Annotated in this window: 11 protein-coding genes and 2 pseudogenes; 6 read left to right on the plus strand and 7 right to left on the minus strand. The window is 64.1% G+C overall.

Annotated elements, in window-relative coordinates; translation table 11 throughout:
* Positions 1–9 precede the first annotated feature (9 nt).
* Genes F1640_RS21235 through F1640_RS21245 form a run of 3 tightly spaced genes read left to right on the plus strand, consistent with a single transcriptional unit; the run spans position 10 to position 1479 of the window.
* The gene (locus F1640_RS21235) at positions 10–549 is read left to right on the plus strand and encodes a nucleotide exchange factor GrpE (protein ID WP_010339434.1); all 540 of its coding nucleotides are present in this window, start codon (positions 10–12) and stop codon (positions 547–549) included.
* Between the two features lie 17 nt (positions 550–566).
* Positions 567–1172 (plus strand): hypothetical protein, encoded by a 606-nt coding sequence (locus F1640_RS21240; RefSeq protein ID WP_194921780.1) that lies wholly within the window; start codon positions 567–569, stop codon positions 1170–1172.
* Positions 1153–1479, plus strand: a complete 327-nt coding sequence (locus F1640_RS21245; RefSeq protein ID WP_194921783.1) for a hypothetical protein — start codon at positions 1153–1155, stop codon at positions 1477–1479. Before F1640_RS21240 ends, F1640_RS21245 begins: the two co-directional genes overlap by 20 nt.
* A 57-nt stretch (positions 1480–1536) precedes the next feature.
* Here the strand turns inward: F1640_RS21245 and F1640_RS21250 are convergent, their stop codons facing one another.
* The 5 genes and pseudogenes from F1640_RS21250 to F1640_RS21265 all read right to left on the minus strand — a co-directional run.
* Positions 1537–2532, minus strand: a complete 996-nt coding sequence (locus F1640_RS21250; RefSeq protein WP_309229343.1) for a glycoside hydrolase family 130 protein — start codon at positions 2530–2532, stop codon at positions 1537–1539.
* A 161-nt stretch (positions 2533–2693) separates the two neighbouring features.
* Positions 2694–2885, minus strand: coding sequence for a hypothetical protein (locus tag F1640_RS25890; protein ID WP_309229344.1), 192 nt, complete (start codon positions 2883–2885; stop codon positions 2694–2696).
* Positions 2876–5185, minus strand: a complete 2310-nt coding sequence (locus F1640_RS21255) for a glycosyltransferase family 4 protein (RefSeq protein WP_194921785.1) — start codon at positions 5183–5185, stop codon at positions 2876–2878. The genes F1640_RS25890 and F1640_RS21255 overlap by 10 nt, the downstream gene beginning before the upstream one ends.
* A gap of 55 nt (positions 5186–5240) precedes the next feature.
* Entirely contained in the window at positions 5241–6353 is a 1113-nt protein-coding gene (locus F1640_RS21260; protein WP_194921787.1) for a mannose-1-phosphate guanylyltransferase/mannose-6-phosphate isomerase, read from the minus strand.
* A 217-nt stretch (positions 6354–6570) separates the two neighbouring features.
* Positions 6571–6855, minus strand: a pseudogene (locus F1640_RS21265) (tyrosine-type recombinase/integrase); the annotation flags it as partial.
* A 36-nt stretch (positions 6856–6891) separates the two neighbouring features.
* Here F1640_RS21265 and F1640_RS26100 point away from each other — a divergent pair.
* From F1640_RS26100 to gpmA, 3 genes and pseudogenes are all read left to right on the plus strand, one after another.
* Positions 6892–7326 (plus strand): NADH dehydrogenase ubiquinone Fe-S protein 4, encoded by a 435-nt coding sequence (locus F1640_RS26100; protein WP_047100444.1) that lies wholly within the window; start codon positions 6892–6894, stop codon positions 7324–7326.
* Positions 7327–7365: 39 nt separating this feature from the next.
* Entirely contained in the window at positions 7366–8487 is a 1122-nt protein-coding gene (locus F1640_RS21275; RefSeq protein ID WP_126006128.1) for a putative zinc-binding metallopeptidase, read from the plus strand.
* Between the two features lie 70 nt (positions 8488–8557).
* Positions 8558–9243 (plus strand): annotated as a pseudogene (gpmA, locus tag F1640_RS21280) (2,3-diphosphoglycerate-dependent phosphoglycerate mutase).
* A gap of 158 nt (positions 9244–9401) precedes the next feature.
* Here gpmA and zwf read toward each other — a convergent pair.
* A complete protein-coding gene (gene zwf, locus F1640_RS21285; protein WP_084718399.1) occupies positions 9402–10862 on the minus strand; it encodes a glucose-6-phosphate dehydrogenase in 1461 nt (486 codons plus the stop codon).
* Positions 10859–11845: a phosphogluconate dehydrogenase (NAD(+)-dependent, decarboxylating) gene (gene gnd / locus F1640_RS21290; protein ID WP_037486173.1), complete on the minus strand. Its 987-nt coding sequence runs from the start codon at positions 11843–11845 to the stop codon at positions 10859–10861. The genes zwf and gnd overlap by 4 nt, the downstream gene beginning before the upstream one ends.
* Positions 11846–11860 lie beyond the last annotated feature (15 nt).

Genomic DNA, 11860 nt, shown 5'->3' on the forward strand with positions numbered 1-11860 from the left:
CTCGGTCAAATGAACCAGGACGACATCGCTGAAGGAGGACAGTCTCCGGCGCCGCAGGAGCAGGAGGTGGAGAAGCCCGAGTCCAAGCAGGCGGCCGCATCGGAAGCCGACGAGCTGCGGGAGCGGCTCCTGCGTGCCCTGGCCGATGCCGAGAATGCCAGGAAGCGAGCCGATCGCGCGCGTGCCGAGGGGCGCGAGAGCGGGATTGCAGACCTGGTCTCGAAAATCGTTCCCGCTCTCGATAGCCTCGATCTCGCCATCGAGGCGGCCGGCCGAACCGAGGAAGGAACCCAGCCGAGTGTCGATGCCCTGCTAAACGGGCTGCGGGCGACCAGTCGCGCGTTTCTCGATGCGCTGATCAAGGTGGGCGTCGAGCGAATATGCCCCGGCACGGGCGAGGCGTTCGACCCGAACATCCATGATGCGATCGCATCGCGATCTGATGACGAGACAGGTGACGGGCTGGTCCTGGAGACCCTCCAGCCCGGATACAGGGTTGCAAGCCGACTTGTGCGGCCCGCGCGCGTCGTGATTGCAAGGGCGAGCTGAGCGGGGAGATGGATCCGATGGTACAGTTCGCCTCCGCCGCTGACGCCTTCGGACCACGGCAATGCTCGGCCCGGTCCACAAGGGGCTACTGGTGGTGCGGCGTGCTCGCCCTAGTCTCGGCCGCGCATGCCGACTCGGCGCCTGCGCAGAGCGGGCCCCAGCTCCCAACTTACGAAGTCCACGAGGTCGGGAGCGGCGATCCGCCGAGCTATGAAATCGCAATCCTCGCCCCGACACGCTGGCCTGATCGGTCGGTGCGGACGGGGTTGTTGAGGAAAGCGGCGCAAGTCGCTGCAGGCCGTGGGGCGCGCTGCTTTGCGATCGAACGCGCACAGTTAAGCCGCGATGTGTCGTATGTGCCGCTCCGATCCGGTCATATGACCATTTCGATGAGTGGAAGCGTGGCTGAATGGCGCCGCTACTGGCGGCTTTATCAGCATGTGTTCGATAAGCCCGGCGTTCATATTGGCCTCGGATCCGCACCTCGAATAGGAAGCAAGGTAATCGAGGGGCGAATGATCATTCGCCTCTGCGGACCTGGTGTGGAGACGTCGGGCGATCTCTTCGAAGTGGAGCAGATTTTGTCAGGCATTCGCACTTCCGATGCAGCCGGAAGCCGTTGATGGTCTGACCCTCTCCGCGACCTCGTCTTTGCAGATGTTCTCGCGAGGCAAGGTGGCGAGTAGGCGTATGTCCGTTGTCGTCCTGATGATCGAGCACCTCGGAAAGGTCTTCCTGTCAACGCATCCGAATCATGCAATCGCCTGGTCCACCCTTCTGTCCTACGTGAACGGCGCCTGGGCTGAACATTTCCCCGACCGGCCGCCTCCAGAAAACGAGGAAGAACGCGTCACGATGTTCTTCGTGGGGGAGGGGGACGAGTATGTCATCGCGGAAGCGGACGTCGAGACCGACACGACGCTGCATTAGGGAAGTGCCTGCTGGTGCGCGACTGACGTCCGCTGCGCCGTCATAGCGAAGGAAGGATCACGCGTCCGTTCGGTCCCGGATCGGCTCCACATCCCGGGCGATTGGGGACCGGGCGGCAGCTGGCGGCGACAGCATCGCCAGCAATTCCGCCAGGTCCATCGACGCGAAGCTCACGGAACTGTCCGCCACGCCATACGGCATGATCAGGCGGCCGGCGTGCGCCAACGCACCGCAGGTGTAGACGACGTTGGGGACATAGCCTTCGCGTGCTTCATCCGAGGGCGAGAGGAGCGGGACTGCGGTTCGACCGATGACGCGGCTCGGGTCATCCCGATCGAGCAGCAGCGCCCCGATGGAATATTTGCGCATGGCGCCGACGCCGTGGGTGAGCACGAGCCATCCTTCTTCCAGTTCGATAGGCGCTCCGCAGTTGCCGATCTGGATAAGTTCCCAGGCATATTCCGGACGCGCAAGAATTTCGCCATGCTCCCAGGAAAGGAGATCGGTGGAGCGCAGTAGATAAAGGCTCTCGCCGTCCTGTCTCCCGAGCATCACATAGTCTTTGCCAAACTTGCGAGGGAAGAGCGCCATGCCCTTGTTGCGCGCGGCGCTGCCTTGGAGTGGGCGAAGCTCGAAACTTTCGAAATCGCGAGTTTCCAGGATCTCAGACGCGATCGTCGCGCCGCTGTAAGCAGTGTAGGTGCCGTAATAGACCGTACTGCCGTCACCGTTCTCGAACCTTACCAGGCGCAGATCCTCCAAGCCGTTGCGCTGCGCGGGCGTATAGGGAAACAACACCATCTCGTCGAGACGGCTGCTGCAGTCATGGCGCCGGAAGGTAACGCTGCCATCGTCATGGCTCTCGGCTCTGGCCGCGATCGCGAGATCCGGTTCCGGCTCGAGTTCGAGCGAGCCGTCTGAGAGAACGACGCCCTGGCGGAATGTGACCGACGAGATGTGGCCCTCGCCCACTGCTCGGAGCGACAAGATAAAACGTAACGCGCCCTGCGAAAGATTTGTTTGATCCGGGTGCGGCACGATGCTTGGGTTCATTAGCGCGGCAGCGCCAACCGAATACTCGTGGCAGAAACAGGCACCAATAAGTTGGCGCTGAGCCTGGTCTAGGGGAGCAGCGAAGCCAATGTCCCTCGCAACCTGCTCATAACGCTCCTCGAAGACTTTCCTGATATCATAATGCCGATTTTCGAAGTCGTTTAATGTAAGACCAAAACAAGCTCCGCCTTCACCGTGCGCGTGTCCATCGCGCGCACGGCAGCGATGATACGATGCATGCGCCAGTCGTCTACCGGATTGAGTTCTCTCGGCTCTGAGGCGAGTTTCAGCGGCCGAATGACCACTCTGGCTGGGTTTGGAAGGAGGTGCAGGCTGGATTGGATCAGCGGCATGCCTTACCTCCAGACGCGGCCACCGGGCGCTCTTCGCTTGTGTTCGAAGCGGCCGCCTTGTTGCGCAAGCGCGCGATCGCCAGGGCAGCAAACTGGTAGGCGAGGATGGATTCCGCGCCTTGGTTGAGGTTCACCCGATCGACCTGCAGCCCATCGTAGCAACCGCCATCGGGGCTCGCGATCCGCACGCCGAGGTCATTTGCGCCAAGATACCAGGCGAACGCGGCTTCGGCATGATCCCGCCAGCGGCGATCGCCGTCCTGCGCGAATGCGAGCGTGAAGGCATCGATGGTCGCCCAGGCCTCGAGCGGCTGCTGATCGAAGGCACGCGGCGGTTGAAAGGCCGCGCCGAAGCTTTGCGTGCCGACCGGCCGGAAATGGCCTTCCGGAGCGGTCTGCTGGCGCCGGAGCCAGTCCAGCGCCTCCAGGGCGTCCTGTCGCATCTGCGTGCGGCCAAGAACGGTACTCGCCACCAGCAATGCTTCCGGCAGGCGGGCATTGTCATAGGCAAGGACCGGCTCGAACCACGTCCAGGCGTCCCGCCTTACTGTACGAAGCAGGTCGAGCAGCTCGCCGGCGAACGATTCAAGTTGAAGCCTCGCCGGTCGGTGGCCCGGGTAGACGCTGAGATGCGCGGCTAGGCCGAGAATGACGAAGGCGCGGGCACGGGGGCTGGTGAGGAACGCGCTTGCCGGGATCACCTTGTCTGCGAACACCGTTGCCCAGAGCTTGAGACCGTGATTTCGGGTGAGCTCGGCCGTACGGCCGATCGCCCAGACGGCGCGGCCGAAGCTGTCCTGTGAACCTTCCTGTTCGAGCCAGTTCCGGTCAAAACCCATGAAGTTGCGAAAGCGCTGTGACTGCTCGTTCCAGGCAAGGTCGACGAACGTAGCGTAGGTAGGCGCCAGGGCGAGCGCGCGCTTGGCCTCGATTCGCTCCGCTTCGAACTGCGCGGCGAGCATCAGCGCGCGGGCGTTATCATCGAGGCAATAGCCATGGCGCCGGTCGGGGACGGTGGACCGGCTATGCTGCAGCATACCGCACCCATCGCTCATCCGCGCCACGGCGCTAAGGCTTGGCTTCGGCGGCTTCGACTTGGAGGCGTGGAGCTGCACGATGCCCGTCTTTCCGAAAACCTCGATGCGCGCCCGCTGAAAAAGCGTCGCATAGCGCTCCGCCACCACCGGCCAGATCATGTCACGGCCGGCTTGATAAGCGTTGCGCCGCATCTCGTCGCGAAGGTTCCTGTCGGATAGAACGGCGCCCACGGATCCGGCGAGCGCCTCGGGCGAACCGAAGGGGACGAGATGACCGCGACACCCGTCGAGCAACTCCTGCGCGTGCCAATAGGGCGTAGAGATCACCGCCTTGCCCAAGCCGACAGCGTAGGCGAGCGTTCCACTCGTGATCTGCGCCTCGGAGAGATAGGGCGTCACATAGATGTCGCAGGCCGAGAGCCATGCCTGCAAGGTTGGCGCGTCGACATACTCGTTCACGAAGCGCACATGGCTCTCGAGACCGAGGCGGCGGACGCGACATGCCAGCTCGTCGCGGTAGCGTTCGCCCTCGCGCGCCGCCAGATGAGGGTGTGTCGCGCCGAGGACGATGTATACGAGATCCGGATGATCCTTGACGAGGCGAGACAGCGCTTCGATCATCACCTCGATGCCCTTGTTTGGGGAAAGCAGGCCGAAGGTCGAAACGACGCGATGGCCGTCGAGCCCGAAGCGGTGCTTGTGGAAGGCTGGGTCCAGAAAGGGCAAATCGGGAATGCCATGCGGGATCACGGCGATCTTGCCGGCCGCCACCTCCATGTCACGGGTGAGGATGGTTCGGCCCATCTCGGTCATGACGACCAGGCGAGATGACCGCTCGGCGAGGGCGCGCATCACGCGTCGTTGATCCGGGTCGGGCTGCGTCAGGACCGTGTGAAGCGTCGTCACGACCGGCGCTCGAAGCCTCTCGAGCATCGGCAGCAAGTAGCCGCCTGCCTTCCCACCGAAGATGCCAAATTCATGCTGAACGCAGATGACGTCCGGATTGAGCGCATTGAGGTGGTCCGCGGCCGCCAGGCAGGCGTCGGGATCGTCCTGCGCGATCTCGTAACCTACTTCCTCCGGGTATCGGTGCCGCGTCCCAGGATCGTTCATCGCGACAGTGGAGAGACTGGCGTCGGGCGATATCTGGCGCAGCGCGTCGTGCAGATCGGCGGCGAAAGTCGCGATGCCGCAGCGTCGAGGAGGGAAATTGCCGATCAGCGCGATGTGGCGAACCGGCGGCGTCAGAGCATAGCCGTTCATCTTACTCTCCATTCCGGGAGTCTTCGAGATTCGTGTTGCCGATCCCATTTCCTGCTCAGGAGGCGGCGGGCGTGGCGATCGACAGGGCGGCGGTTCGCTGCGGTCGTCGCGGTGGCGGAGGCGTCGCTTGGCCGGCCCGTTGAACCAGTCGGCGCACCTCCTGAGCACGCTCCCGCGGGATCACCAGCACGACGTCATCTGTGGCATCGATAACGAGATCGGACACGCCCAGCGCGGCAACGCGGGGCCCGCTTGTCCGAATGAGGCATCCGTGGCTTTCCAGCGCCAGGACATCGCCGTGCAGCGCATTTCCGCTGTCGTCCTGGGCTTCGATCGCATGAAGCGCATCCCAGCTCCCGATGTCGGACCATCCCACGTCGACGGGAACCACCGCGATGCGCGCGGCGTGCTCCATCACGACATAGTCGATCGATTTCGCCTCCACGGATGCGAAGGTGGCTCTATCGGGAATCACTCGATTGCCCTCGCGATCGGCGGTCGCCAAATCCTTGCGAACCGATCCGAGAAGCCCCGGCGCGTGAACCGCGAGTTCCTCGATGAGGCGGTCCGAGCGGAGGAGGAAGATGCCTGCGTTCCAAACATAGCGGCCATCGGCAAGCATGCGTTCCGCGCGTGCCGCCTCCGGCTTCTCGACGAAGCAGTTCACCCGGCAAATTTCGCCGGAGAGCGGCTCTCCCATGTCGATATAGCCGTAACCGGTCGCGGGGCGGTCTGGAGTGATGCCGAACGTCACCAGCCTGCCATCCTGGGCCAGGGGAAGAGCCCGATGCACGGCGTCGCCGAAGGACTCCACGTCCCTGATCACATGATCGCTCGGCATGACCAGCAACAAGGCGTTCTCGTCCGTGCACTCGAGCGCCGCCATGGCGAGGGCGGGGGCGGTATTGCGCCCGATCGGCTCGAGGAGCAGCCGGGAGGGTGGGCATCCCACCGCTTCGAGCTCTCCGAGGATCTGCCGCTCATGGTCCTGGCTGGCGACGACGATGGGGGAGCTTGATTGCGCGATGCTCTTGGCGCGCAAAGCCGTCTGCTGAAGGAGGCTTTCTTCGCCTGCCAGTGGAAGGAACTGCTTCGGCGTTTGCTCTGTGGAGAGTGGCCACAGTCTCGTCCCTGCGCCGCCGGAAAGGATGACGGAGATGAGCTGCATGAATCAGGCCCTTGTCGCGAAGTCCCGCCATGGGAGCAGCGCGCTCCAGGGACACTTTTCCGGTTTCCTTTCAGCGTCGGGCGCGATCCTGAAGGCTGCATCCGCCGCCAAGGCTACGTGAGGGTAAGGAGGGGGCGGCTGCCCCGCCCTGCGCTAGATCAGTCGCAACATCACTGCCTGCTCATCACGCCGGCTGTCGTGAGCGGCAGCGCTCTGATCAGAGAAACCGCTCGCCGGCATGATCGCGGAACCGGTCGGCCGAGCGGACATAGTCCGAGAGGACTTGCACCGTCTTGTGGCGGCTGACCTCCTGCATCTTGAAGATCGTCGCGCCCTGATTGGCTGCTTCGGTCAGGAACCCCGCGCGCAGCGAGTGACCGGAGAATTTGGCGGCGTCGTAGCCGGCGGCGCCGGCATAGCGCTTGACCAAGCGCGCGACTGCCTTGTCGGACATCGGCTCGCCGGTAAGCTGGTCGCTGCGGGTGAGGCGGCGGAACAGCGGGACCGCCGCTTCCTGCGCAATAACGTCGCGACCGAGGTGTCTTCGCCGTTTGATACGGCGTGGCGACGCTACGCAAGCGCCCTGCCGACGGACGCATTCGCCATCATCGAACCCGATCCGCTCGCCGGTCGGTCCGGCGGCCGCGCCCGTGAGGGTCGATGGCGGCTGCGTTTCCGCCCGCGGTCGCGCCCGTTCGTCGATCCGCTCACCGGCTGGACGGGAGGAAGCGACCCCCTCGCCCATCTGGAGCTCGGCTTCCCTTCGCGTGAAGCCGCCGAGGCTTATTGCCGGCGGTACGGCCTCTCCTACGAGAGCCGGGGCGCACCGCGATGGTCGGGACCTCGGCCACGGGACGAGATGGCTTTCATCCCGGTCGGCGCGCTTACCTGCTGCATGCCTGCGGGTCCTCATCCCGTGTGCTGCGGCAACACGACGTCGGAGCCGATCGAGGCTGCCCATGCGGACACCTGAACAAGGCTTGCCGTCGCGCAGGTAACAGGGACCCAACGCTTGGCATTCCCCTGCCCCAACTGCCGCCACCAGCTTCACTTGGAGGAAAGCGCCTGCCCGAGCTGCGCACACGCCGTTGGCTATGACTGGCGCATAGACGCCTTTCGTCATCTCGACCCCAGGGCGCGCGAGTGGCACGATGCAGAGGGATCAGCCGCGGCGGTAAAGCCTTGCGCCAATGTTCATTACGGCGCGTGCAACTGGCTGGCAGATGAGACGGGCGCTGAAGCGCTCGGTCCGACCCGAGCAATGTGCCGCGCCTGCCGGCACAATCGCATGATCCCCGATCTCGCGGTGCGCGGCGTCCTTCAACGCTGGCGGCGGATCGAGGAGGCCAAGCGGCGCATGATTCGCGGTGCGATCAAGCTCGGCCTGCCCCTCGAGACCAAGGCCGAGCGCGGAGACGGGCTCGCCTTCGATTTCTTGTACGATGCCGCCGCCGAGAACGGCTATGTCCCACAGCTTCTCACCGGCCATGCCGGGGGTGTCATCACGCTGAACGTGATCGAGGCGGACGACGCGGCGCGGGAGCGCATACGCCATCAAATGGGCGAGCCCTACCGCACTCTTCTAGGCCATTTCCGACACGAGATCGGCCACTACTATTGGTACCGGCTCGTCGCTGTGACCGACATGCACGATCCCTTTCGCGCACTGTTCGGTGACGAGCGCATCGATTATGCTGCAGCGGTCCAGCGCTACTATGCCGGCCGTCCGGCACTCGGCTGGGCTGATGACCATGTCAGCGCGTATGCAACTGCGCATCCCTGGGAAGATTTCGCCGAGACGTTCGCTCATTACCTGCACATCGTCGACACGCTCGGAGCGATGGCGGACTTCGGTGTGGGGCTGGAAGGCAATCGCGCACCGCACCCGGACATCGATGCGTATCGTGTTGCAACGGCGACGCTCGTTGAGCGCTGGATACCGATCTCCTTCGCTCTCAACGCGGTAAACCGGGCAATAGGGCAACCGGATCTCTATCCCTTTCGTCTCAGTCCCGGCGTCATGCTCAAGCTCGATTTCGTTAGCCGCCTGATCGCGCGGGCCGCGGGCCGTGAGGAAATCCCGGAGGGGTCTGAGCTGGCCGCAATGATCGCAAGCCTCGGGCATGGCGTGTGAAACCTGCGGGACGCCGGATCGCGGAGCGGAGAGACGTCCATTCAGCTCGTAATGCCTTTTGGAGAACCCCTTGCCCACGCTCGTGCTGATCCGCCACGGCCAGTCGGTCTGGAACCTCGAGAACCGCTTCACGGGCTGGTGGGACGTGGATCTGACGCGGCAGGGCGAGATTGAGGCGAAAGCGGCCGGCGGGCTGATGGCGGCGAAGGGGCTGGACTTCGACTTCTGCTTCACGAGCCTCCAGACGCGTGCGATCAAGACGCTCAACCTTGCGCTCGAGGTGATGGGGCGGTTGTGGTTGCCCGTCGAAAAGGACTGGCGTCTGAACGAGCGCCATTATGGCGGGCTCACCGGCCTCGACAAGGCAGCGACCGCAGCCAGGCACGGAGCGGAGCAAGTGAAGATCTGGCGCCGATCGTTTGGCATCCCGCCGCCGCCACAGCAGCCAGGGGACCCTATGATGTCACCGGCGATCGCCGCTACGCCGGCATCGCAATTCCGAGCGCCGAGAGCCTGAAGGACACGATCGGGCGCGTGCTGCCCTATTGGGAGGCAAGGATCGCGCCGGAGCTCAAGGCCGGCAGAAGAGTCGTGATCTCGGCGCACGGCAATTCGCTGCGCGCGCTGGTGAAGCATCTGTCTGGCATCCCGGACGATGAGATCCCCACGATCGAGATCCCGACGGGTGAGCCGATCGTGTATGAGCTCGCGCACGATCTTACGGCAACAGACCGCTATTATCTGTACGAGCGGTAGGGCGACTACTGAAATGCCACTCGGAGCCCGCCTGTCGCGTGGAGCCCAGCGCGGTAGCCGATCCAAGTCAGCGCAGCTTGGGGCGATCCGAACCCTTCGCGGAAAAAGGTGCCGGCCTTGTCCCGCCTCCCTTTCTGACCGGAGTTCGTTCGCTCCATTTATCGACCCAATGCGTGCCATTGCCGGCCATCGCGGGCGATCAGTGCGTCGGCGGCGCGAGGTCCGGAAGTGCCTGGCGTATATTCCTCCAGCACCCCCTCGCCCCGAGCCCAGGCGTCCAGGATCGGCTGCACAACGGCCCATCCCGCCTCGATCTGGTCGGCACGCTGGAAGAGCGTCTGATCGCCCTTCATCATGTCATACAGGAGGGTTTCGTACCCTGTCCGGTGCGCGACGGCGAACTTCTCTGCATAAGCAAAATCGAGCGCTACGGGGACCGCCTCCACTTGCGGACCCGGCCGTTTGACCAGGAAACCAAGGTCGATCCCTTCGTGCGGCTGGATCTGGAATACGAGCTGATTGGCCGGGAGAGGAGCGACCGGGGTCTCCCGAAACGTCGCATATGGCACGGGCTTGAAGGTGACCACGATCTCGGTGTCCCGTGCGGCGAGCGCCTTCCCCGTGCGCAGATAGAAGGGCACGCCGGTCCAGCGCCAGGTGTCGACCATGAGCTTGAGCGCCACATAAGTTTCGGTGGCGGTGTTCGGGTCCACGTGCGGCGTCTCGCGATAGGCGGGGATCATCTGGCCGTTGACCTGGCCGGCTGCGTACATGCCCCGCACCGCGTCGCTTCGCGCCTCATCCGGGGTAATGCGACGGACGGCCCGAAGCAGCTTTGCCTTTTCGTCGCGGATGACCTCGGCGTCGAAGCTGTTTGGCGGCTCCATTGCGATCATCGACAAAAGCTGCATCAGGTGGTTGGGAACCATGTCCCGGAGCGCACCGGTTGTGTCGTAGAACGCCCCGCGGGTGCCGACGCCGATCGCTTCGGCGGCTGAAATCTGGATGTGGTCCACGTAGCGGTGGTTCCATACCGCCTCCAGCCAGGCGTTGCCGAACCGCGCGACCAGGATGTTCTGGACGGTTTCCTTCCCCAGGAAGTGATCGATCCGGTAAACTTGGCTCTCGTTCACTCGCGACAGGATCCGCTGGTTGAGAGCCCGTGCGGATTCGAGGTCGTGACCGAAGGGCTTCTCGATCACCACCCGCCGAAAGCCGCCGTCATGTTCCTCCGTGAGGCCGGCGTCGGCGAGCCTGTCCACGATGACCCCGAAGAACTGCGGCGGCGTGGCCAGATAAAATGCCGCGTCGTCCTCGCCCAGCCGCTGCTTGAGCCTTTCGTAGACAGTCCCAAGCGTGAAGTCGCCGGGGAGGTAGCTGGTCCGCTGGCGCAATCGTTGCCAGCACTGTGTCTGCGGCGCGAACTCATCGAGGCTCACGCGCAGACTTTCATCATCGCCATCCCGAAGGGCTATGCCGATGACGTTGAGCTCTTCGCTCAAGAGTCCGTCGAAGCAGAGGTTGGCCAGCGCCGGAACCAGCAGCCTGCGGGTGAGGTCTCCTGTCGCGCCGAAGATGACGATCGTCGCCGGGCGCCCCGGCACGGTCACTCCATTCACTGCGGGATCTCGACATGCCCGCCGAACCCGAAGCGCATCGCGGAAAGCACCTGGTCGGCGAAGGTGTGCTCGACCCGGCTCCGATACCGGGCAAACAGCGCAGCGGTAAGGACCACAGCGGGAACCGCCTCTTCCATGGCCGCCTCGACGGTCCAGCGCCCCTCGCCCGAATCCGCAACCCGCCCGGAGAACTGCGAGAGCATCTGATCCTTGGCGAGCGCCGCCGCAGTGAGGTCCAGAAGCCAAGAGGATATGACAGAGCCGCGCCGCCACACCTCGGCGATGTCGGTGAGATTGAGAACGTAGCGCTCATCCTCGGGAAGCTTGCTGGACTGCTTCGACTTCAGAATGTCGAAGCCTTCGGCATATGCCTGCATCAGGCCGTATTCGATGCCGTTGTGCACCATCTTGACGAAGTGACCCGCGCCGGCGGGCCCGGCGTGGATATAGCCCTTCTCCGCGCGCGCATCCTCTCCCTCATGCTCCATCCGGTTCGGCGTCCGCGGAATGGTGCCGATGCCCGGCGCGAGCGCGTCGAAGATCGGATCGAGATGGTCGACGGCCTCCTTCGGTCCGCCGATCATCATGCAATAGCCGCGCTCGAGGCCCCACACGCCTCCCGAGGTACCGACATCAATATAGTGGATGCCCTTGTCGGCCAGCAGCTTCGCCCGGCGAATATCGTCCTTGTAGAAGCTGTTGCCGCCATCGATGACGACGTCGCCAGGTTCGGCGATCGTGCGGAGGATCTGGATCGTCTTCTCGGTCGGCTCGCCCGCGGGCAGCATGACCCAGAAGACTGCCTCCGTGCCCAGCTTCTTCTTGATTTCCTCAAGCGAGTCAGCCGGCTCGAATCCTTCAAGCTCGAGTTCCGCCACCGCCTCAGGATTGCGGTCGAAGACCACTGGCTGATGTCCGGAGCGTTGAAGCCGACGGGCGATGTTGCCTCCCATCCGGCCGAGGCCGATCATTCCGATCCGCATATTTCCAGGCTCCCG

The organism is Novosphingobium sp. NBM11 (assembly GCF_015390225.1).
Lineage (GTDB): Bacteria > Pseudomonadota > Alphaproteobacteria > Sphingomonadales > Sphingomonadaceae > Novosphingobium.